Below are 23314 nucleotides of genomic sequence, written 5' to 3'. Positions count from 1 at the left end.
ATGCTGATTAGTTTTTTCTTTAAACTTCGCGAATACAAAGTTCCGTGTACTTTGCGTGAGTTGCTTGATTTATTGCGTGCCCTAGAGCAACACCTAGTATTTGCTGATTTAAATGGGTTTTACTCCTTAAGCCGTGCCATTTTAGTCAAAGATGAGCGATTTTATGACCGGTTTGATCGTGCGTTTGCTGATTATTTTGAAGGCGTCGAATCGTTAGAATTAGATCTGTCTGAAATCCCGCAATCATGGCTAGAAAAACAAATGGAAAAGCTCTTAACGGATGAAGAAAAAGAGCAGATTGAAGCACTAGGTGGCTTTGAAAAACTCATGGAAACGTTACAAGAGAGACTCAAAGAACAAGAGAAGCGCCATCAAGGAGGTAACAAGTGGATAGGTACTGGTGGTACATCACCGTTTGGCGCTTATGGTTATAACCCTGAAGGTGTTCGTATAGGTCAAAAAGAGTCGCGACATCGACGAGCAGCGAAAGTCTGGGACAAGCGGGAGTTTAAAAACCTTGATCATGAAGTTGAAATAGGGACGCGTAATCTAAAAGTTGCGCTAAGAAAACTCAGGCAGTTTGCTCGAACAGGAGCAAGTGAAGAGCTTGATATGGATGATACGATTTCAGCGACTGCAAAGAACGCAGGGTATCTTGACTTAAAAATGAAGCCTGAGCGCCACAATGCGGTAAAACTGTTAATGTTCTTTGATATTGGTGGTTCGATGGATGACCATATTAAGATTTGTGAGCAGCTTTTTAGTGCCGTTCATACGGAATTTAAACACCTTGAATTCTTTTATTTCCATAATTGTGTCTACGAAAAGGTTTGGCAAAACAACCAACGACGACGCACAGAAACGATTGATTTGTATGACGTGCTACATAAGTACTCGTCTGACTATAAGGTGATTTTTGTTGGTGATGCAACAATGGGGCCCTATGAAATAACCTATCCAGGCGGTAGTGTTGAACATTGGAACCAAGAATCTGGTGAAGTTTGGTTAAGACGAGTATTAGAGCACTTTGATAAAGCTATTTGGCTTAACCCTCAACCAGAAGAGGCTTGGCGCTATTATCATTCGATAGGTATTATTAACGAGATTTTTGAGCAGCGTATGTTCGGGTTAACGGTTGCGGGTTTAACGCAAGGAATTAAAAAACTGTTGTAGTTAACCCTTTACGTAAAAAGGCGGTAAGCATCTCCAAAAGCTAAGGTAGAAATACTGGAGCAGCGCCGTCTGAAAACCTGCAGTTTAACAAAAATATCAAAAGGATTTATATGGACGATATCGATAACAATAAAAAAGATCATCCACTCAAAGACGAACAAGTGTCACATGAGGCTATATTGTCTAAGAATGACACGATGAAGGTATTAACTCCGTTTGCTTTTAAGATTGACCAATCTTTATTTGGGTTGTCGCTAGCAACTCCCTCTCGCAGACTCATTGCGTTGCTCGTTGACCTGTTTATTGTTGCCTTGCTTAGTGATGCCCCAGGTGAGTTACTCGCCATTTTCCTCTCAATTACATTTTATCGCGTATCAAAAACACAATTTTTTGAGAAAATGAACCCTGAAAATAAAACGACGGGTAGAAAGCGAAGGCGACTTGCGCGCTGGCTATCGGCGATTTGTTTGTTTATTGCATTAATGTCGATTTTGCCTGCGATTATTGACCCGTATAACAATAATGTAGATGAGCCAGCCGTCAACACTGAACCATTGCTTGCAGCTGACAAAGAACTCTCAGCAGAGCAAGCCATTGTCTTTACGGCAACCACCGCCAGCGTAGCAGCGACAATTAAAAACAGTGATTGCATGACATTGTCATGTTGGCAAGAAGAAATACCACCTAAGCTCGATTTGTTGGCAGGTATTCCGTTTAAACCAAGTGTGTTAGAAAGTTTGTATGGTGAGTTAACTCAACATACAATCTTAAAAGAAGAAAACAAAGAGCAGCTTACACAATATTTAATTAACTATCATAAAGAACATTTATTGCCTGATGAAACACTGACTCAAAGTCAATTATTAGAGACGGAGCCTGCTAGTGAACAAGCGCCAAATGTTTCTGTAGCTGAGCCCCAAGTCAACAATGAAGGTAAGCCGGTATACTCAATCGTCAAATATGCTGAAGCACTCATTCAAGATTTAGGATTAGGTTTTGGTTGGGCGGCATTTTATTTTACCGTATTCACATCTGCATGGCGTGGCCAAACACCGGGTAAGAAGCTACTTGGGATTCGAGTTATACAGTTAGATGGTACACCATTATCTTTATGGGATAGTTTTGGCCGCTATGGTGGTTATGGCGCTGGTATTGCAACGGGTATGTTGGGCTTTCTGCAAGTATTTTGGGATTCTAATCGACAAGCTATCCACGACAAAATATCTGCTACAGTAGTTATAGACCATGTTAGAGATGAGCCTGCGAGTAAAGTCGCCTCGCAACCAGAACCTATTGATAAAAAACAAGAGCAAAAAAATGAAAATCATTAAGCAAATTACACTAAAAGTCAGTGTAGTCACCCTGTCTATTTTATTGAGTTTATCTTCAGCCTTTGCCAAGGAAAATGATAAACAGCAAGAAAAACCATTTGCAAAGGAATTGGCAATGTTCGCTGGTTATTTAGGAAGCTGGGAATCTAGTTTCCCTGTTCCAGAAGGTAAACCACCCGTGATAGACGTGTCAAAATGGGAGAGGGCACTTAATGGTAAAGCGTTGCGAACATTACACTCAATCAATAATGGTGACTATGGTGGTGAATCACTCATATTTTTTGACAATGATAAAAAAGCACTAGTGTTTTACTACTTTACAACGGCTAACTTTTACACGCACGGCAGTATTGAGCTAATAGATGACCATACGTTCGTTGCATATGAGGACGTTACGGGTAACGAAAACGGCATTACAAAGGTAAAGTCTACTAGTCAGTTACTTGGTGATAAAATTACCGTGTCAACATCCTATTTAAAAAAGGGGGAGTGGACTCCCCCAGAAACGAGAACGTACGTTCGTTCAAACAAAGAAGTTGTATTTAAATAATCAATGCTGAATCAAAAAAGCCAGTCAAATGACTGGCTTTTTTTGTACTGCGCGCTGGGTGCTAGGTGCTAGGTACGCTCAGCGATATATTTGTCATAATCGGGTACCGACTTGTCGTAGCTTGTATCGAAAAAACTCGATGTAATTAAAAAGTCAGCCGAGGCTTGATTACAAGCTACTGGAATGTTCCATACTGCCGCCAATCTTAACAGTGCTTTTACGTCTGGATCATGTGGTTGCGCTTCTAAAGGGTCCCAGAAAAAGATCATCATATCGACTTTTTGCTCGGTTATGAGAGCACCAATTTGCTGGTCACCACCTAGTGGGCCGCTAATCAAGGCGGTAATTTCTAATCCAGTTTTCGACTGCAATAAATTACCTGTAGTACCTGTGGCATACAATGTGTGATTGGTTAGTTTATCAACATACTTTTGACACCACGCAACAAGATCTGGCTTCATATTGTCATGTGCTACGAGTGCAATATGTTTTTTCGCGCTGCTTTGAATTAGTTTGTATTCCACATTACCACCTGAGAAAGCTTTTAAGTGCCTTATTTGTAACATGAAAAATACGATTAAAAAAAGACTAATTAATGATGAATTGCCACCTTAGCTGATTATAGGTATAAAAAAAGGAGCATATAGCTCCTTGTTTTATCGCTAGCTAGGCCAATAGACATAAACAAGCGCAAATAACAAAAACTGTCCTAAATGATAGCCCCCATCAATGATGAGCAGTGTCCAACTTTTATTGCTGAACTGGTAATTTACGCCAAAGCTCATTGCTACAAATCCTACTCCGACGATCAATGCATAATGAATGGCGACCATAAGTTCTGGGTTATTACCAACAATTGTCGCAAAACAAAACGCGGCGATAAATGAAAATATAAAAGCAAAACCAAACACTTTTGCAGGATGTCCTGCTTTCGCTTCATCAAATTCTGTTTCCTTCATCCATGCTTTGCCAAATAATGCTGGCGAATACCACAGACCACCTAATATGAAGCTTGAAACTGCTGCAACTAGTACAGCCAAGTAATTTACGTCAAACATATTATTCTCTCTTATTATTATTTGTTTTTAATTTATTGAGCTGCTTATTGACTGTGCAGAGCAATTCTATTGCCTTCACTATCAATAACAACAACACGCTTTCCATGTTCTCCCATATCCATTAGCGGTTCATTAATCGTACCGCCAAAGGTTTTTGCTTGTTCGATTGCGTCGTCAATACGGCCATTAACATTAAAGTAAAGCAACGGGCCTTGTTGAGTAATTTGATCTTCACCCATTTCAACTAAACAACCTGATACATTGGTTTGCGCATGTGGAAGCAGACCGAAAGCACAATCGTTAAATGACTCCTTCTTTACTTCATTGCCTAAAACCGCGCTGTAAAACTTTATTGCTCTATCTAAGTTTACAACCGGCATATCGACCCAAACTATTTGATTATCCATAACTAATTTCTCTTGTTGGTAACACCATAACTATTAGTCATCTTAATTGTTTGCGCAAGCTATTTCATTTGAAGTCCAGTCATTAAATTCAGTAGAATGTTCGAAAAAACAATTCGATAATTTAAATGCGACTTCTTCACACTTCTGATTGGCACTTAGGTCAATATTTCTACGGTAAAAGTAGAGCAAATGAACATCAGGCATTTCTGACTTGGTTACTTAAACAAGCAACAGAGGTCAGCGCAGATGTAATTTTAGTTGCGGGTGATATTTTCGATACGGCAAACCCACCAAGTTACGCACGTGAAATGTACTTTGATTTTATTGCCAAAGTGAATCAGATTGGTTGTCAGTTAATAGTTGTTGCTGGGAATCATGACTCAGCGGCGATGTTGGGTGAATCTAAACAAGTGTTATCTCACCTTAACACTCATGTAGTAACCCATGTTGAAGGCAATAAACCAGAAAATATTTTGATAAAAAATAGTTTGGGTGACCCTTTAGGCGTGGTTTGTGCAATCCCATTTATTCGACCACGAGATGTGGTTAAAAGCGTTGCTGGTCAAAATGCACAGGAAAAACAGCGACATTTACAGCAAGCAATAGCGACGCATTATCAGACCTGTTTTGAACAAGCGAAAACGCTCATTTCTAGTAACGCGTTACCAGTTGTAGGTACCGGGCATTTAACTACAGTAGGCGCCAGTACTAGTGATTCGGTTAGGGATATATATATTGGTACATTAGATGCTTTTCCTGCTGATGGTTTTCCAAATTTTGATTATTTAGCGCTTGGTCACATTCATCAAAGCCAAAAAGTAGCGAAATCTGAACGTATTCGGTATTGCGGTTCTCCTATTGCATTATCTTTTGACGAGGCGAAACAACAAAAGTATGTTCATCTCGTTGACGTAGATTCCCAGACATGTGAAGTGGAGCGAATTGAAGTACCAACATCACAACAACTCATCATGCTTAACGAATCAGTTGAAGATATAAAAAACCAAGTATTAAGTGTCATTGCGTCTTTTGATATTCCACTTGATGAACTTAAAAACCGGCCTGTTTGGCTTGATATTGAAGTAAACAGTGACGAATACCATCATGATATTGCGCAACGAATCGACAATCATCTATCGGAATTACCGGTTGAGGTTTTGCGTGTGCGTCGCAGTAAAGCGCAACGAATTGCGTTGATGGAGAAACGAGAAAAAGTGGTATTAGAGGAGCTAGATGTATCCGACGTGTTCAATCAACGTCTAGCTAAAGAAGGTGATATGGATATCAGTACTGATGTATCTGCGGAGCAGAATCAACGAATGACGGTGCTATACCAACAAATGGTTGAGAAAGTACAAACGCAGGAGGAATCATGAAAATAATTTCACTGCGATTTGAAAATCTAAATGCACTTAAAGGCCATTGGTTTATTGATTTTAGTAAAGCACCTTTTGATCAAGACGCGTTATTTGCGATTACTGGGCCAACAGGCGCAGGTAAAACAACTATTCTCGATGCAATTTGTTTGGCCTTATACCATCAGACACCACGCCAAAAGGTTTCCAAAAGCCAAAATCAAATAATGACACGCCATACTGCGAGCTGCTTGGCTGAAGTGACATTCGAGGTAAAAGAACAAAGGTATAGGGCGTTCTGGTCACAACGACGTGCTAAGAATAATCCCGAAGGAAATTTAGTTGACGCAAAAGCTGAACTAGCGACCGAAGAAGGTGAAATATTAGCGGAAAAAACGTCACAAGTGAGAGCGAAAATTGAAAAATTGACGGGTTTAGATTTTGCTCGTTTTACAAAATCTATGATGCTGTCACAAGGGCAATTTGCTGCATTTTTAAACGCGAGTGCTAATGAACGCGCAGAATTACTTGAAGAGTTAACGGGTACTGAAATTTATGGTCAAATCTCCCAGCAAGTTTTCGAGCAGCACAAAGAGCAGAACGAAGCGTTACAAAAATTAGCTCACCATAAGTCAACGTTGAACCTCTTGTCACCCGAAGCTTTAGGTGAGCTTGAGCAAGCTATTGGTGATGCTGTTGGCAGTGAAACATTATTGACCAAAAGTATTAATGAACTGGTGGCGCAAAAGCAATGGCTCAATCAAATAGCGGATCTAGAACAAAAACTAAAGCATGAAGTTACTTTGCATGACCAAGCTACGCAGCGTTATGAACAGAGAAAACAAGAATTTGCCTTGCTTGAACGGGCAAAACCAGCACAACAAATAAAAGGACAATATCACCAGCTCGTTGATGTTAAGAAGCAACATATTGCGCTGCAAACAAAAATCGTTGAGCAAGACAAGCAGCACTCGACTCTCAAACAACAGCATCAGGCTCTTTATCAGCAAAAATCAGAGCTAGTCCAGGATGTCGCAAATCAACAAAAATCGCTTGATGAACAAGTCTCCATGCTCAATGAGCAAGTCGTGCCGTTAGACCATGACATTGCACAACTCACGCATAAAAAGGCTGATTTCAACTCACACATCATGACGTTAGAACAGCAAAAGGCAGAGGATTTAGCTAAATCCACAAGTGTAAAGCTGGCGATAGAAGGCGCACAAGTTACCACCAATGAATACAAATCGTTTGTAGAGGCCAACCCATATGTCGAGCAACTTTCCGAGCGTGTGGGGTCGTGGAGCGCAAATCTCGAGCAAGCTAGGCAGTGGCAAACGCAATTACTCAGTATTACATCTGAACAGCAAGTAAACGCTGAACATGTAAAAGAGCAAACTCAGCACATGACTGAAATGGGTCTTCAGCTGGAAAAGCAAGTTCAAGAAAGGGAAAGCTTTCAGCAACGCGTCGTTGAACTAAATGAGTCAATTAATCAGCAACTAAAGAGTTTCAAGCTAGACTGCGCTGAAACCTTCTTTCAACTAGCAGAACAAGCGCAAACAAAAATCCCTGTTGTTGAATTAGCTAAGCAGCTATTGACTAACCAACGTAAGTTGGACACTGAACGGTCTCGATTAACGCAAGAAAAGCATGAGCTAACGACTAGGCACACAGAATTTTCAAACACTCGTGATCAATGCCGTCTGCAGTACAAGCAGGTCCAGGCAACCTACAAAGATGTTAAATTGATTGTTGAACAGCAAAAAACAATTCAAGCATTGAGTGACTATCGCCAACAGCTTCAGCCTCATGAGCCTTGCCCTTTATGTGGTTCAAAAGAGCACCCAGCGATTGATGATTATGGGCAACTGCCAACCAATGAGTACCATGTTAAGCTGGAGCAGACGGAGCAAGAACTGAAGGCTGTTGAACAACAAGGACAACAGTTGAGTCAATCTATTGCTGTACTTGAGGAACAGTTAACGCAGAATAAACGTCAATTAGACGGCTTAGCTAATGAGATTGATATGGTTAACCACCAATGGGCAGAGGTCGCTGATGGGCTGGCGCTCAAAACTGATCTCGCTCAGATAGACCAAAATCAACAGCAAATCGCATCAATTGAGGATGAAATTAAACAATGGCAAACTGCCGGACAAGTCATAAAACAGCTCGAAGGACAGCAGCAGGTAGCGATAAAAGCGTTGCATGAACATGATTTAGTGCTTGCTAATCAACAAAATGAACGAGAGTTACTTCAACAACAGCTGAATAATTTGCATGAGCAGGCAAGTGGGCAGAATAAACAATATCAGGATATCTTGGCTCAAATAAACAGCCTATTTGAAGCAATAAGCGAACAGCTGCAATCATTCAACATCCTAAACACTGTCAACAATATTGAGTCACTTGAATCATTAGTGAATCAAACGAACACTCAGCTAGCACATTATCGTTCACTGTCGGAACAAGCACAGAAAGCAGAAAAAAGATCTAAGGAAGTTGAACAAGAAAAAGCGCTTATTGAGCAACGGCTAAGTCAGTTTGACGTCCAAATTAATCAATATCGCTCAGAAATGACCGCGCTAAACGAAGAGCTAACCAATAAGCAAACGCAAAGATTTAGTCTACTTGGTGATATGGCAGTTGATCAGAAGCGAGCAGAAATTGAGGCTAACAAACAAGCGTTGTTGTCACGTCAAACAAAACTTGATGAATCCATTACCGAACTAGACCAATTAATCAGTAATTTAACAGGTGAAGTAACAGCGAATAAGCAACAGTTTACTGAGCTGGAACTAAAGCGTAATGAACTTGATGAACTGTGGTTAGCCGCCTTAAAACATAGTGACTTTGATAATGAGCAGAGTTTTTTACAGGCGTTAATTCCCGATGAACAATTAGCGTTATTAGAGTCTGATATGCAGTCGGTAAAAGACGCGATAACACATGCACAGCAAGTTTGTAAAACGATTGAAAGTCAGCTTATAGAATTAAATGATAAAGCCTTAACTAATGAAAATTTAGTTGTTGTTGAAGAAAAGCTTGCTAATGAACAAGCGAAAATAAAGAGCTTGCAAGTCACGCTTGGTCAGCTCCAACAACAATTGGCACAACATCAAGCCGAGCAAGCAAAACAAGCCGACATAGTTGAAAAAATATCAATACAACAGCAGATCGTCGATGATCTCGCTCGTTTAAACTACCTAATTGGCTCGGCAGATGGTGCTAAATATCGTCGTTTTGCTCAAAGTTTAACGTTAGAAAACTTAGTGTATTTGGCAAATCTTCGATTAAGCTACCTTGACGGACGTTACCAACTGCAACGCAAAGATACCGATGCACTCGCCCTAGAAGTTATTGATACTTGGCAAGCAGATAGTGTCAGGGATACGTCGACATTATCTGGTGGTGAGAGCTTTCTTGTAAGTTTAGCGCTTGCCTTGGCCTTGAGTGACTTGGTGAGTAACAAAACCTCAATTGATTCACTCTTTTTAGATGAAGGCTTTGGTACGCTTGATAATGAAACGTTGGAAATGGCATTGAATGCACTAGATAGTCTCAATGCAAGTGGCAAAATGGTCGGCATTATCAGTCATGTTGATGCACTTAAAGAGCGTATCAATGTGCAAATTAAAGTCAAAAAGGGCAGTGGCCTGGGAATTAGTCAGCTTGAGCCTCAGTTTAAGTTTCAGGAAAGTCCCTAATCTACTAGGTTTGCTTGAGTAAGTTTGATAGTATCTGCGCCAATTTTTTTGCTAGCGCAAGTTTATATTTAGGAAATATGATGAATATCACAAAAGATAGCGTCGTTCAGTTTCATTACACACTGACCGACGAACAGGGTACGCAAGTAGAGTCTTCTTTCAATAGCGATCCTATTGCTTATTTGCACGGTCATAAAAATATGATCGTTGGTGTCGAAAAGGCGCTTGAAGGCAAAGCAGCTGGTGACGAGTTTTCAGTTACGGTTACGCCAGAAGAGGGGTACGGTGAGCGCCAAGAAGATGCTATTCAACGTGTACCTGTCAAGCACTTGCAAGGTGCTAAAGTATGGAAGCCTGGCATGATAGCAACAGTAAACACGGAGCAAGGTGAGCGTCAGTTAACTGTAGTAAAAGCGGGTCGTTTTATGGTTACTGTTGATTTAAATCATCCTTTATCGGGCAAAACATTAACCTTTGATATTAAAGTAGAAGGTGTTCGTGAAGCAACGCAAGAAGAGATTGAGCACGGTCATGCGCACGGTGTAGGTGGTCATCAGCACTAGTTACCTAATTTCATGGGTTTTATTAAAAGTCAGCTTTTTAGCTGACTTTTTTGTTATTTTGTCTCTATTATTTTAAATTAAGGTTATATCTTGTTAAAGTGAACTGTAGTTCACATATGTGTCCGATAATAATAAGAGGTAATATGAAAACAATCCCTTCTCTCGTAGCAATTATCGCTCTTGCTATCAGTTCGTCTGTTGTTGCTAAAACAACAGTTATTCATGCGGGCGAATTACTCGCAGTGCCAGGTGATAAGCCATTAAAGGAGCAGACTGTAGTCATTAAGGACGGTAAAATCATTAACGTTGTTAAAGGTTATGCTGAGGCGACTAAATTTGGTAAGAACGCACAGTTAATCGATCTCTCCGATCGGTTTGTTATGCCAGGTTTAATGGATATGCATGTCCACTTACAAGGTGAGTTAAGTCCAAGTAATGATAGTGAAGCGCTAAGAATGTCTAATGCAGATGTCGCAATGAAAAGTACGATGTTTGCTAACAAAGTATTGCATGCTGGATTTACGACGGTTCGCGATCTAGGCGCAAATCCAGAAGAAATATTTGCACTGCGCGATGCGATTGATAAAGGTTGGGTTAATGGTCCGCGCGTTATTGCTGCAGGTTCTATGGTGGCGGCTACCGGTGGCCATGGCGATGTTGACGGTATGAAAGCAGAGCTTATTGAAAAATATACCCCAAAAACTATCTGTGATGGTCCTTATGATTGTCGTCGTGCAACACGTCATGCGATTAAATATGGTGCAGATATCATTAAGATAACATCGACAGGGGGCGTTCTATCTGATACCAATACAGGCACAGGACAGCAAATGACGGACGATGAGCTTGTCGAAATTGTTGAGACGGCTCATGGTTTAGGTCGTAAAGTAACAAGTCACGCTCACGCAGCAGCAGGAATCAACGCAGCACTTCGCGCAGGTGTGGATAGTATTGAGCATGGCAGTTATGCCGATGAAGAAAGCATCCGATTATTTAAAGAAAATGGTGCCTATCTTGTGCCAACTTTACTCGCCGGTGATACGGTTGTAAATCTAGCAAAAAACTCTAATTTTATGTCTGATGCGATCAAGGCCAAGGCGATTCGTGTAGGTGCAGATATGATTGCTAATTTCAAACGTTCATATGAAGCAGGCGTCAACATAGCGTTTGGTACTGATTCAGGCGTATCTAAACATGGTATTAACGCTCGTGAAGCGGTATTGATGGCTAATGCGGGGATGAGAAATAGTGATATTTTAAAATCTGCCACGGTTAATGCAGCAGATTTAATCGACATGTCAGCAAGCCTTGGCACGATTGAATCTGGAAAAATCGCTGACATTGTGGCGTATGATGAAAGCCCATTGAAGAATATTGAAGCGTTATTAGATGTCGATTTTGTAATGAAAGACGGTAAGGTGCACAAACAAAAATAGCCTTGGTTTATTGTTTGTGAAGGAAGGGGAGAGTTCTATGACTTTACCCCCTTTTTTTATGCAGTTGTTATCAGCTTTTTATCGCTTTACGACTTAATACACCCGTTGTTAATCCTACACCTAACAGGATAGTCAAAGACCCAATAATGGTCATCGTAGTTATGTTCTCTTCTAAGAATAAATATCCCCAGAGTATACCAAAAACTGGAATTAAGTAGGTGACTGTTATGGCATTGTTTGGACCCATAGCCGCAATCAGTCTAAAGAATATAATGTAAGCAAACCCAGTACAAATAACGCCAAGAACAATCACGGAATAAACAGCATGGTCACTTATGTTGTTCTCAGGCAGGAAGAATAGACTCAACGGCAATAATACGAGTGTTGCTGATACCTGACTTCCCGTTGCTAGTGCCAATGAACCCATACCCGAGAGTCTGGCTTTAGTTAAGTTAGCTGAAAACCCATAACAGAAAGTAGCCAGCAGCACGGCGAGCGTAGGAAGCACTACCGTGACTGAATCACCACCGGTTTTATCAGACATCAACAAATAGACGCCAATAAATCCAACCAAAAGTCCAACGACATTGCTTGTTGCAGGCTTTTCTTTAAACCATAAAAACGCAACAAGGACACCAAACATTGGCGTTGTCGCATTGAGTACCGACGTGACACCTGCTGATAGGGTAAGTGTTGCATAGCCAAACAAAACAAATGGAATGGCAGTGTTAAACATTCCAACAAAAAATACGTCTTTATACTTGCCTGTTAAGGCGTTTTTTTGGCCTTTGAGTAACAAAAAAGGCAACAATACGATACTCGCAATCAGTGTTCTTAATGCCATTAATAGTACAGGCCCAAATTCAGGGCTTGAGATACGCATAAATAAAAAGGAAGCACCCCAGATAGCAGCAAGAGCGATTAATTCAATTAACGGATTAGTTTTCATTGTTGACTGGTTCTATATTGCAAACATGCGCGGTTGTTTTGTTTATCATGTGCCAAGTAATATTTAATTGAAACAAATTCATTCCGTAGCGTTTTTTGTCATCTTGGTCTTTTTTATAAGCCGGACGCGGATCTTGAGCCAATACCTGAGTGATTAACGCTTTTAAATTTTTATGTTGAGCATCAAATTGCTCAATAGCATTAAGCGCTGTGCTTGAAAAAGTAACATTGATAGTACTATCCGCTTCCTGCGCAAAACTGCTTGTCGCGTTTGTTAACGCATCGGCATAGGGGACATAAGGCTTAATATCTATGATAGGGGTTTCATTGAGTAAATCCATCCCTGATATATTGATTAACGTCTTGCTTTCACGCTGAGATATGCCATCGAGCTTCACCACGGACATTCCAATCGGGTTAGGTCTATAGGTAGAACGTGTCGCTAATACACCCATTTTTTTGTTACCGCCGAGTCTAGGTGGGCGTACCATAGCCTTCCACCCGTGAGGAGCGGTTGCATGAAAACCAAAGATAACCCAAATATGCGAATATTGCTCAATACCTTGCAACATTTGCGAGGCTTGTTGTTGGTCAAACAACTCGATATGGCCAGATGCGTGAGTGACAATGCCTGGTTGTCTGGGGATTGCAAACTTTTCGTTATAGGGAGTGTATGCTTTGCCAATATATTCAATGGTTAATGCAGATGGAGTAAGATCACTCATTAACGATCACTTTATAGGCCTTACCATAACAGAGCTTTTCTTTAACACAAGCTGTTGACTCTACAACGACACAATCAGAAAAAATAATGGCGTTGGCGTCTAATTTATTCGCTTTACGTTTAGCCATGTTTTTGGCGTCAACTTCATCTGGCTCAGCCAAGTGAGCTTTAGTTTGGCAAGAACTGCCTTCTACAATTGCTACGAACTCGTTGTCTTTCGGTAATTCATTTGCTGTTTGATATGTTTTCACTTTACCAACGGCAAAATAGTTTTCGAAATTTTCTTTGTCTAGGTTAGTAGAAACGGTGTAGTTGCTACTACAACTTGTTAAGATCAATAAACTCAATAAAGAAATTAAATATTTCATTGTCAATGGCTTAGCTTTTATTGGTTGTTTGTTATTGTACGTGATAATTTGTTTGAACACATCATGTTATTGTGTGCTTTGTGGCATAGCTAAAAACTCAATAGGTGCGTTTCCAGCAATCCAATAATTAAATAACTTATCAATGGTTTTATTCTTTTGCTTCATCAGAATCCAATTACGGATATAAAGTTCGAATTGATGGTCCACTGAATTTAGCGCAAACGCCAAACTTAATGGGGCAATCCTAGGTGTTGGCACAACAACTGTGTATTCCGGGTATAACAAATTCCATCCAGAAGCGGACGGAGCACCGAATAACATACCATCAATATGTTGGTACTTTTCCTTAAAAAATAACCTTGGCGTTGATATCTCCCAAGCTTTACCTTGTGTGAAATGTTTGTCGATAGCATCTTTATAGAAAAATGTTTCGGGAACGCCAATGATTAAGTCGTCACGACTTAAAATATTTTGCCAACTGGTAAATTCACTTCTACGTTCATCTTTAACAATAAATGCTACGGTTTGCTCACTGTAAGGAATTGATAATGAATAGTTTTCCATATTATCTGGGATGACAGGAATGCCTGTTGTAATGTCTAAATAGCCAGAATCTAACAAGGGCTTTGCTTGGTCCCGAAAAATTAGGACAAACTCAAGTTCAACGCCTAAATCACTGGCAATGTGATGCATAATGGAGATATCAAAACCAACTAACTTGCCGTCTTTGTTGTGAAAAGCATAAGGTAAATCGTCTCTAAAATAGCCTACACGCAAAAAGCCACGTTCATTAATTCTTGTTAATACTGACTGTGATAAATCGACATCGGTGTTAGCTTCAGGGGCTTTTAAAATGCGATGAGGGACATTCTTAAATACTAAGTCTCGATCGATAAAGTTATCGTAGCCTTGGTATTGATGGTCTATTGAGGCTAATGATAGGCGTAACAATAAGAAAACCGAAATACTTAAGCTTGGCAGGAGAATTCCTGCTCTTAACAGTCGACTGAAATTGAGTCGTATTTTCCTTATCACAGCAGAACTGATCATGAGCACTAAACAAAACGCACTCATAACAGAAAGCATCGCCACCAGTTTGCCATTTAGCAGGTTTTCCGAAATCAAAAACATCTCAAACATCGCTGATGATACGTTAAAGGATTCAAGAAGTTTCGGCATCGCGACGGTTGTTGAGGAAAACAGCTGAGGTATTCCTTGAACAATCAAATTAAAGTAATCAGAAATACCCACTTTTGCCCCAGAAAACCATGCCGCAAATACAGGGAATAACATGGCAAGTAGTTTGCCTCCAACAGGAATGCTGAAACAGATAGGGATAACGATGCCAGGCACTTTATCAAGTGAAGTATTCTTGCCATGTAACTGATGGAAAAGACTTTTTGATTTCTCAACTAAATTAGGAATGACCAGTAAGAAACTCCCTGTAGCAAACGCTGCCATCATTGAAGATCTTGTTGCTTTAATGATTTGTTGATAACTAAACGGAGTGAGCATCGAAATAACGACAGGTAATACGATCCAACATAGCATCATGACCAACAAGAATGAGGTGATAAGATAAACGATAAGTCCATCAATTGTTTGAGCTTCTAAGTTCGATACGGCGCGATATGCAATACAGAAGATACCAACGGGTGACCACGTCATAACGATTTTATTGATGTATGTGATGCCCTCTAATAATTGTTCGAGAGTACCAATTAATGATTGTTTGTTGTTTAACGGGATGAGTCCTATTCCCAAGATGAAACTGAAAAAAACAACACCTGGTATGTTTGCGTTGGCAAGTGCCTCAAAAGGGTTTTTGATAATGAAAATTGATAGCAGTGACACTGGCTCCGGTGTATTGATTGTATTAGCACTGTAAAATTCTGCATTTTGCCAATTTGGAAAAGCCAGCGGCGCGCTAAAAATAAACAATAAAATGATGGCTGCAATCAATAACAATGAAAGTAGGGCAGGTTGTAACGCCCACTTGGCTTCTTTTGCATTAAGTTGACAAACCCCAATGATAATTGAGAGTGAAATATATGGAATAGCTGTTAGCTGAAGCAATGCTAAAAAGCTATCTGCAACTTGCCCAATAATTGCAGGCATGCCGGTAAAATACAGTCCGCCACTAAGTCCTAGTATAATCGCTAAAATGATTTGAATAGACAAAGGTATCTTTTTCATAACAGCCTTAATATTTTTATGTTTCAGTGTTTTACGAGCAGAAAAAGGTAATTTTTAATTATGTTTAATAGTATAGGTGATAAGTTATATTTCACGTAGACATTGTGTTATCTTACGTTACTTTCTGTTAATCGATTTAAAGGAAGCGATATGAAGCGAGTATTAACATTGATCTCTGTCATCTTTTTAGCTGCGTGTACACCTGAAGTAGGTAGTGAAAAGTGGTGCAAAATGATGGATGAAAAGCCAAAAGGTGATTGGACTGCAAACGAAGCAGCAGACTACACAAAACATTGTGTGTTTAAGTAAATTACGTCTGTAAGCCTTTATTTATGGCGATGTTAGCGCTATGTTAATGTCGTCATTTGCCATATCTTGTAACAATTTTTAGACCCTTCATCGTGTTGTTTGTACACTTCATTTGATACGTTAAAGTTAGCCACCATTCTACCCTACAAAAAATAACAAACTTTTACCTCGATTGGTTCGAATAGCGTTGTTTTAAAGCCTATCCTAGCGCCGTTAACACTATTTAATAAACAATTGGAAGGTAAAAAATGAAAGCAACACCGAGACTATTGTCAGCTGTTTTTGTAGCTGTCTCTATGGCCGGATTAGTAGGGTGTGGTGAGGAAAAACAAGAGGTTGTGCGAGAAGTCGTGCGCCCTGTTGAATTCTTTACAATTACCTCAGCTTCTAGCCAATATATTCAAAACTTTCCTGCGTTAGTCGCTCCATCAGAGGAGTCAGACCTAGCTTTTCGAGTAGGTGGTGAACTTGTTGAAGTGAATGTCGTCGCGGGCTCAACGGTTGAAAAAGGCGATGTTATCGCACGAATTGATCCGACAGATTTCAAAGTTAAAGTAAACGAAGCACAAGCCGCATACGATTTGGCGCAAAAAACGTTTGACCGCCAAGAGCGCATGTTGAATCTAGAGTTAACTTCTCAAGCTGATTACGACATGGCCGCTGCTCAATTAGCACTATCAAAAGCTTCATTAGATGCTGCTGAAAATAACTTGAAATACACTGTGCTGACGGCACCTTACGATGGTGTAATTTCTAAGGTTAATGTAGAAAATCGCGAAATGATCCCAAACCTGTTGGCGCAATCGAAGCCAATCGTCAATATTCAATCTCAAGATGGCATCGACATTTCATTCCAATTGCCTGAGTCAATCTTAAGCCGTATTAAAAATAATGCTGCTTCCTATAAACCAGAGATTACATTTACGTCTTCGCCATCGCACAAGAGTAAGGTTTTCACCGCTGAATTTAAGGAGATGGATAAAACACCAGATCCGAAATCACGTTCGTACAATGTGGTACTTACGATGAAAAATCCGCAAGGTATCAATGTCGTATCAGGAATGACCGCGAACGTAAGAATTGAACTTGACCAAGTGTTAGAAGGTTTAAATCCATATGCACTCGTACCTGTTGAGTCAGTTTTTTCTCCACCAAACGTAGATCCCGCCAAAAAACAGTTCGCGGTATGGAAAATTGACCAGGAAACAATGAAGGTAAATCAACAGTTAGTCACTATTGGCGACTTAACAGACCAAGGTATTAAGGTGACGAGTGGTTTAGCTGCGGGCGATGTTATCGCTGCTGCTGGTGTTCACTCGTTACTTGAAAACACTACGGTGCGTCAGTGGACTAAGCAAAGAGGTATCTAGTCTATGAGTAATTCTACCGCACAATTACCTCTTGGAGGTGGCGTCGCTGGCTTCTTTATGAGAAATGGCGTAATCGCGTGGATGGTTACGTTGATTCTGCTATTCGGGGGCATCAATAGCTTTTTAAAACTGGGTCAACTAGAAGACCCGGATTTCACAGTGAAAAACGCAATTGTTGTTACGCTTTATCCCGGAGCTTCTGCTCAACAAGTAGAAGAGGAAGTTACCCACGTCCTGGAAACAGGTCTTCAGAACATGAAAATGATTGATTATATCGAGTCGTTTTCAAGTAAAGGCTATTCATATATCTCTTTCAATTTGCCTAGAGATGCTCAAAAGAAAGACGTTCAACAATTTTGGGATGATTTGCGCCGAAAAGTAAACGACGCTTCTAGCTTTTTACCACCTGGCGCTTCTAAACCGATAGTTAATGACGACTTTGGTGACGTTTACGGCATGATGATGCAAGTATACGCAGACGGATACTCGTTGGATAAAGTGAGTGAGTACGTTGAGCTGATTAAACGTGAGTTATTGCTTGTGCCTGGCGTAGGTAAAGTTGCGACGAAAGGTGAGCAACCTGAACAAATTTTTATTGAAATTGATCGCTCTAAAGTCGCGAATCAAGGCTTAACTTTTAATAATGTTGCTAATGCGATTAAAAACCAAGACAGTATTTCAAACGCAGGTGACGTTCATATTGGCGAAGAGATTATTCGCTTCCACCCAACCGGTGAGTTTCAAACGATTGATGATTTGAAGAACATCATTGTTTCACCGACAGGTTCTCAAACTATCCTTTACCTTTCTGACGTAGCAAACGTTTACAAAGGATTCAAAGACAAGCCTTCAAATTACATCACAATCAACGGTCAAGAAGCGATTTCAATGGGAATATCATTCGCGCCTGGTGTAAATGTTGTCACTGTTGGTAAAGCGGTTCAGGCACGAATGGATGAACTTGAAGAAATGCGTCCTCACGGTATCGATTATGAGTTTGTATATAATCAGCCGGAGCGCGTAGATAACTCAGTTAAAGGCTTTTTAGGTAATCTATTAGAAGCGTGTGTCATCATATTCTTCACACTATTATTTACGATGGGCCGTAAAGCAGGTTTGTTAATCAGTTTTATTTTAGTTGTTACCATTTCCGGTACCTTCATCTTAATGGAAATGCACGGTATACAGCTCCAACGTATTTCTTTAGGCGCATTGATTATTGCCTTGGGTATGCTCATTGACAACGCCATTGTTGTTGTTGAAGGTTTGATAATAGGCATGGAAAAAGGCAAGTCAAAGTGGGACTCAATGATTGCGATTGTTAAGCAAACACAGTACCCGTTACTTGCAGCAACTGTGATCGCAATTATCGCTTTCGCACCAATTGGATTGTCGCCAGACAACACGGGTGAAATTGTCGGTTCATTGTTCTGGGTACTATTGTATTCACTATTTTTGAGCTGGATAACCGCGGTGACGATTACGCCATATTTCTGTGAAATTTTTTACAAAGACGGTGAATTCGATGGCCATGCTGAAGCGCATGGTGATCACGACCCCTACGGTGGTTTCATTTTTGTTGGTTTCAAGTGGTTACTTGACAAGTGTATGCGTTTTCCTTGGGTTTTTACTTTCCTGTTAATTGCTGCACTAGTTATTTCAGCTAAATCATTCAAGTTGGTTAAGCCTGAATTCTTTCCCCCATCAACAATTGCTCAATTTCAATTAGATGTGCGTGATGGTTTTGGTACTGATATCCGTACTATGAAAGATAAAGTAAACGAATTTGAGAAGTTTCTACTCGAATATGAGGAAGTGACGCAAACAACGGCAGCGATTGGTGGTGGTCATGTTCGCTTCATGCTTTCTTACAAGCCTGAGAAACAATATGACAACTATGCAAACCTCATTGTTTCTACGAAAACACCAGATGATGTTGTCGAAGTGATCAAGAAGTTACGACGAGACGCACCTGCTAAATTCCCTGCTTTACAAATAACACCAAAGCGTTATTCAGTGGGCCCACAAACACCGGGGGCAATCGAGTTACGCATCTATGGACCAGATCCTGTCGTCTTGCGTCAGTTATCTGAACAAGCTAAAACGTTTATGCGTGCGGCTCCTGGAGCTGAGTCAATTCGTGATGATTGGTTTGAACGCTCTAAAGTTATTCGTCCTTTGTTCAACGAGGTTAAGGCTCGTCGCTTAGGTATTACGAAAAAACATCTCGATCAAACGATTCTAGCAAATTTCTCTGGCCGAACGATTGGTAAGTTTAAAGAAGGAACCGACGTACTGCCAGTTGTAGCTCGTCCGCCAGAGGAGCAAAGGGTAACACTATCTAATCTAGGTGAGCTCAATATATGGAGCCCAGTTAAGCAAGGATTCGTGCCAATTTCACAAGTAGTCGATGGGTTTGAAACGACCTTTGAGGACGCATTTATTAATCGCCGCAACCGTGTTCGTACGATTACCGTAATGGCTGATTATGATGTGACAGGTGATGCAACATCTGCTTCCGTTCGTCGATTAATGTTACCTGCTGCACAAGAATTTGAGCAAAATCTTCCTGTAGGCTACTCAATGGAGTGGGGTGGTAAGTTTGAGAAATCCACGAATGCAAAGGCCTCGGTATTTAGCTCTATTCCAGCCGGTTATTTAATTATGTTCATTCTAACAATTATCCTCTTCAACTCGTTGAAGAAAGGCTTAGTGATTTGGTTCGTTGTTCCTTTATCTATCATCGGTGTCGTTGGCGGACTACTCGCCTTTAATATGCCATTTACGTTCATGGCATTGTTAGGCGCGCTAAGTTTAACGGGGATGATGTGTCGTAATGGCATTGTTTTGGTCGATCAAATTACAATCTATCAAGATAAAGGCGCTGAAGATTATAAAGCGATCTTTGATGGCGCGGTATCAAGGGTTCGACCGGTATCGTTAACCGCGATAGCTGCAATCTTGGGCATGATCCCTTTACTCAAAGATGCTTTCTTTGCGGCGATGGCCGGTTCTATGATGGTTGGTTTAGCGGTTGCAACGTTCTTAATCTTGTTCGCTGTTCCTGTGTTCTACATGCTTATCTATCGTGTGAAATATCGCAAACTTGCAGATATTGAAGCAGAAGGTTCATTGGAGTAATTTGCCAAGCACTCGGTTTTATATAGGCTGAGTGCGCTACTAAGGATTTATTATGAGTTTATTCGATGTATTAAGAGAGAAAGAAGAACAAAAGGCGCATGAAGACGTAAGGGAAACATTAGTGCAAAAAGTGGCGACAATGTTTGATCCTCAAGAAGACATAACAACCCATGAGCTTGCAATCATTTTTAAATTGTTTGCCGTTGCGAGTGTTGACATGGATATTGATGCGGTTCGTGAACAAGCCAAAGCCTACAATTTAGGACGACACTTTGGTTTGGATGACTAGTCATCTAGTTAGTATCAAAAAAGGCTTCATGAAATGAAGCCTTTTTATCGCAAAAAACAAAACTATTTACTTGTTTTGTTCTTGTTGAGATTGAATCTTCGCTTTTTTGGTTTGCTTTCGCTTCGCGATAACTGCTGCTGCATCGCTACCAATGTGTGATTCACCACGCTTTTTCGCTAATTCCATTTGTTTTTCACGTTCAGCATAACGAGCGCGTTGTTCATCGGTTACGCTATCAATACAGTGATGACAGCTCACACCTTTTTGATATTCTTTGCGTTGCTTATCTTCTTCAAGAATTGGCATGCGACAAGCGTGACATTGATCGTACTTGCCAGCATTGAGTTGATGGTCTACCGTCACACGATCATCAAAAACGAAACACTCACCTTTCCATAGGCTTTCTTCTTCTGGTACTTCTTCTAAATACTTAAGAATACCACCTTCTAAATGGTAGACTTCTTCAAAGCCTTGTTCTTTCATGTAAGCAGTAGACTTTTCACAACGGATGCCACCAGTACAAAACATTGCGACTTTCTTTTGCTTCTTCGGATCCATGTGGTCTTTAACGTAGTCTGGAAACTCACGGAACGTTTTTGTTTTTGGATCTACCGCATATTCAAACGTACCGATATCCACTTCGTAGTCATTACGGGTATCAACCAGGACAACATCAGGATCAGAAATCAGCGCATTCCAATCTTTAGGTTGCACATAAGTTCCAACTACGTGGCGAGGATCTATACCTTCAACGCCCATAGTAACAATTTCTTTTTTCAGTTTTACTTTACAGCGTTTAAACGGCTTTTCTTCTGAATAAGATTCTTTGTAAGATAGACCAGCGAAACGTTCGTCTTGTTTTAAGTAGGCGACAAGTGCATCAACAGACTCGCGCGAACCTGCAATTGTGCCATTGATACCTTCTTTGGCTAGCAGAAGTGTTCCGCAGATATTTAAAGATTCCATTGTCTTTAATAATGGATCGCGGATTTCTTGATAATCTTCAAGTGCAACAAATTTGTACATTGCACATATAACGTAGTTTGACATTAAATTTTCCTATTGCGAGCTGAATCGTAAATTCAGAGCTAATCGATAAATTGCCATTTTTAAGGCGACGCGGATTATAAGGGGTTTGGCATCCGTTGTAAATTGATGGCTTTTATTAACGAGATGTTAAAAAAATGTTTGTTGGTTATTTAAACACTTGACATTGATCACAAACTGTAACATTTTTGCTATTTCGTGTGAAAAAACGTAAAATCCAGTTCGCATTATTGCAGGATGCAAGTGCTTATCTTCACATTTTTAGGCTGTATTTATGAAGTTAAACAATGATTGTTCGCAATATTTAGCGCTAGTTATACCTGCACTAATATCAACGTGTTCTTTTGCAAATACCCCGGCAGAAATGGCGGATTTGAGTCTGCAAGATTTGTATGCAATGTCGATTGACGACGATGCTAATGATTTTGGCTTTCAGGCGGGTGTATTGTTTAAGCGTGAAACATTAGACGGGTACATGAGCGGTACCAACTCGTTGTCCTACGATGATGTACTCTTTCAGCCTCCAGAAGATCGTACTGACAACAATTATCCTATTTTACCGACCGTTATCACTCAGCAAACCTTAGTTTTTAATTTGGCGTTTGGTGTTGACGATAAAAGTACGGTGAACTTGAGTATTCCTTATATCGAGCAAGATACAGATCACCTCAGTATTGTGCCAGGTTATGACGAGTTTAATATCGCAACCCATGGCCTCGGCGATTTGTCGATTAATTACCAACGCCAAGTGTACAAGAAGGCGAATACTCATATCTCACTCTCTTTAGGCGTGACACTGCCGACAGGCTCTATCGACGAGCAGGGCGATACACCGCGAGCTCACGGTGATCAGCAACTTCCATATACGATGCAGTTGGGATCGGGCACTTTTGATATGCCGATAGGTATTAATGTTGCACATGTAATGCGCAATTACACAGTCGGCGGAAACCTCTACGCGAAACTCAGGTTCGGTAAAAATGATCGCGATTACCGACTAGGAAATAAATATGCGGCGAGCGCATGGATAAAGTATGAAGGTTGGTCGACGATCGACCCTCAGCTCAAGTTAAGTTACATAAATTGGCAGGACATTTCTGGTCAAGATGATGAAATCACAGTGCCTGGTGCTTTTCCATATCCTGCAGGTATCACAAACCCCAAAAATTATGGCGGTCAACAGATTAATGTTTCTACCGCATTCGATGTATATTTTGGCGATCAAAGAGCTAGCATTGAAATTATCGTCCCGGTTTACCACAACCTAAACGGTGTTCAACCCAAGCAAAAAACAGGGCTGGCTCTACAATGGCACCAGCAGTTCTAAGGTAGGTCTGAA

At 40.5% G+C, this 23314-nt stretch carries 20 protein-coding genes; 12 read left to right on the top strand and 8 right to left on the bottom strand.

Annotated features, from left to right (window positions below; translation table 11 throughout):
• The 3 genes from QQK05_RS14250 to QQK05_RS14240 all read left to right on the top strand — a co-directional run bounded on the left by QQK05_RS14250 (window position 1) and on the right by QQK05_RS14240 (window position 3054).
• The gene (locus tag QQK05_RS14250; RefSeq protein ID WP_284299747.1) at window positions 1–1173 is read left to right on the top strand and encodes a vWA domain-containing protein; all 1173 of its coding nucleotides are present in this window, start codon (window positions 1–3) and stop codon (window positions 1171–1173) included.
• A gap of 110 nt (window positions 1174–1283) precedes the next feature.
• Complete coding sequence (locus tag QQK05_RS14245; RefSeq protein ID WP_284299745.1) at window positions 1284–2504, top strand: RDD family protein; 1221 nt, start codon at window positions 1284–1286, stop codon at window positions 2502–2504.
• The gene (locus QQK05_RS14240) at window positions 2491–3054 is read left to right on the top strand and encodes a hypothetical protein (protein WP_284299744.1); all 564 of its coding nucleotides are present in this window, start codon (window positions 2491–2493) and stop codon (window positions 3052–3054) included. Before QQK05_RS14245 ends, QQK05_RS14240 begins: the two co-directional genes overlap by 14 nt.
• 68 nt (window positions 3055–3122) lie before the next feature.
• Here QQK05_RS14240 and QQK05_RS14235 read toward each other — a convergent pair whose 3' ends face one another.
• The 3 genes from QQK05_RS14235 to QQK05_RS14225 form a co-directional block, all read right to left on the bottom strand.
• Window positions 3123–3578, bottom strand: coding sequence for a methylglyoxal synthase (locus QQK05_RS14235; RefSeq protein ID WP_284299742.1), 456 nt, complete (start codon window positions 3576–3578; stop codon window positions 3123–3125).
• Between the two features lie 138 nt (window positions 3579–3716).
• Entirely contained in the window at window positions 3717–4112 is a 396-nt protein-coding gene (locus QQK05_RS14230) for a DUF1761 domain-containing protein (protein ID WP_284299740.1), read from the bottom strand.
• 44 nt (window positions 4113–4156) lie between these two features.
• Window positions 4157–4519: a VOC family protein gene (locus QQK05_RS14225; RefSeq protein ID WP_284299738.1), complete on the bottom strand. Its 363-nt coding sequence runs from the start codon at window positions 4517–4519 to the stop codon at window positions 4157–4159.
• 125 nt (window positions 4520–4644) lie between these two features.
• Between QQK05_RS14225 and sbcD the strand changes: the two genes are divergently transcribed.
• The 4 genes from sbcD to QQK05_RS14205 all read left to right on the top strand — a co-directional run bounded on the left by sbcD (window position 4645) and on the right by QQK05_RS14205 (window position 11583).
• Window positions 4645–5895 (top strand): exonuclease subunit SbcD, encoded by a 1251-nt coding sequence (gene sbcD, locus QQK05_RS14220; RefSeq protein WP_284299736.1) that lies wholly within the window; start codon window positions 4645–4647, stop codon window positions 5893–5895.
• The gene (locus QQK05_RS14215; protein ID WP_284299734.1) at window positions 5892–9584 is read left to right on the top strand and encodes an AAA family ATPase; all 3693 of its coding nucleotides are present in this window, start codon (window positions 5892–5894) and stop codon (window positions 9582–9584) included. Before sbcD ends, QQK05_RS14215 begins: the two co-directional genes overlap by 4 nt.
• An 80-nt stretch (window positions 9585–9664) precedes the next feature.
• Window positions 9665–10147, top strand: a complete 483-nt coding sequence (locus QQK05_RS14210) for an FKBP-type peptidyl-prolyl cis-trans isomerase (RefSeq protein WP_284299804.1) — start codon at window positions 9665–9667, stop codon at window positions 10145–10147.
• A 143-nt stretch (window positions 10148–10290) separates the two neighbouring features.
• Window positions 10291–11583 carry a metal-dependent hydrolase family protein gene (locus QQK05_RS14205; protein ID WP_284299732.1) on the top strand — a complete coding sequence of 431 codons (1293 nt, stop codon included), beginning with the start codon at window positions 10291–10293 and terminating at the stop codon, window positions 11581–11583.
• 70 nt (window positions 11584–11653) lie between these two features.
• On the opposite strand, the gene QQK05_RS14200 is transcribed toward QQK05_RS14205, so the two are convergent.
• The 4 genes from QQK05_RS14200 to QQK05_RS14185 form a co-directional block, all read right to left on the bottom strand.
• Window positions 11654–12532: a DMT family transporter gene (locus QQK05_RS14200; protein WP_284299730.1), complete on the bottom strand. Its 879-nt coding sequence runs from the start codon at window positions 12530–12532 to the stop codon at window positions 11654–11656.
• Window positions 12522–13256, bottom strand: coding sequence for a tRNA (N6-threonylcarbamoyladenosine(37)-N6)-methyltransferase TrmO (gene tsaA / locus QQK05_RS14195; RefSeq protein WP_284299728.1), 735 nt, complete (start codon window positions 13254–13256; stop codon window positions 12522–12524). The genes QQK05_RS14200 and tsaA overlap by 11 nt, the downstream gene beginning before the upstream one ends.
• Window positions 13249–13623 (bottom strand): Rcs stress response system protein RcsF, encoded by a 375-nt coding sequence (gene rcsF / locus QQK05_RS14190; RefSeq protein ID WP_284299727.1) that lies wholly within the window; start codon window positions 13621–13623, stop codon window positions 13249–13251. The genes tsaA and rcsF overlap by 8 nt, the downstream gene beginning before the upstream one ends.
• Before the next feature lie 66 nt (window positions 13624–13689).
• On the bottom strand, window positions 13690–15819 hold the full coding sequence (locus tag QQK05_RS14185) for a cation:dicarboxylate symporter family transporter (protein ID WP_284299725.1): 2130 nt from the start codon (window positions 15817–15819) through the stop codon (window positions 13690–13692).
• A 150-nt stretch (window positions 15820–15969) separates the two neighbouring features.
• Here QQK05_RS14185 and QQK05_RS14180 point away from each other — a divergent pair, with 150 nt between their 5' ends.
• The 4 genes from QQK05_RS14180 to QQK05_RS14165 all read left to right on the top strand — a co-directional run bounded on the left by QQK05_RS14180 (window position 15970) and on the right by QQK05_RS14165 (window position 20928).
• Window positions 15970–16128, top strand: a complete 159-nt coding sequence (locus tag QQK05_RS14180; protein WP_284299723.1) for a DUF3012 domain-containing protein — start codon at window positions 15970–15972, stop codon at window positions 16126–16128.
• 248 nt (window positions 16129–16376) lie between these two features.
• On the top strand, window positions 16377–17498 hold the full coding sequence (locus QQK05_RS14175; RefSeq protein WP_284299721.1) for an efflux RND transporter periplasmic adaptor subunit: 1122 nt from the start codon (window positions 16377–16379) through the stop codon (window positions 17496–17498).
• Window positions 17499–17501: 3 nt separating this feature from the next.
• The gene (locus QQK05_RS14170; RefSeq protein WP_284299719.1) at window positions 17502–20639 is read left to right on the top strand and encodes an efflux RND transporter permease subunit; all 3138 of its coding nucleotides are present in this window, start codon (window positions 17502–17504) and stop codon (window positions 20637–20639) included.
• 52 nt (window positions 20640–20691) lie between these two features.
• Window positions 20692–20928 carry a hypothetical protein gene (locus QQK05_RS14165; protein WP_284299717.1) on the top strand — a complete coding sequence of 79 codons (237 nt, stop codon included), beginning with the start codon at window positions 20692–20694 and terminating at the stop codon, window positions 20926–20928.
• Between the two features lie 66 nt (window positions 20929–20994).
• On the opposite strand, the gene trhO is transcribed toward QQK05_RS14165, so the two are convergent.
• Window positions 20995–21978: an oxygen-dependent tRNA uridine(34) hydroxylase TrhO gene (gene trhO / locus QQK05_RS14160; protein ID WP_284299715.1), complete on the bottom strand. Its 984-nt coding sequence runs from the start codon at window positions 21976–21978 to the stop codon at window positions 20995–20997.
• A gap of 271 nt (window positions 21979–22249) precedes the next feature.
• Between trhO and QQK05_RS14155 the strand changes: the two genes are divergently transcribed.
• Window positions 22250–23302, top strand: coding sequence for a transporter family protein (locus QQK05_RS14155; protein WP_284299713.1), 1053 nt, complete (start codon window positions 22250–22252; stop codon window positions 23300–23302).
• Window positions 23303–23314 lie beyond the last annotated feature (12 nt).

Source organism: Thalassotalea loyana (assembly GCF_030161435.1).
Classification (GTDB): domain Bacteria; phylum Pseudomonadota; class Gammaproteobacteria; order Enterobacterales; family Alteromonadaceae; genus Thalassotalea_G; species Thalassotalea_G loyana.
Note: the sequence above shows the minus strand (reverse complement) of the source record. Positions and strands in the feature narration are given on the sequence as shown.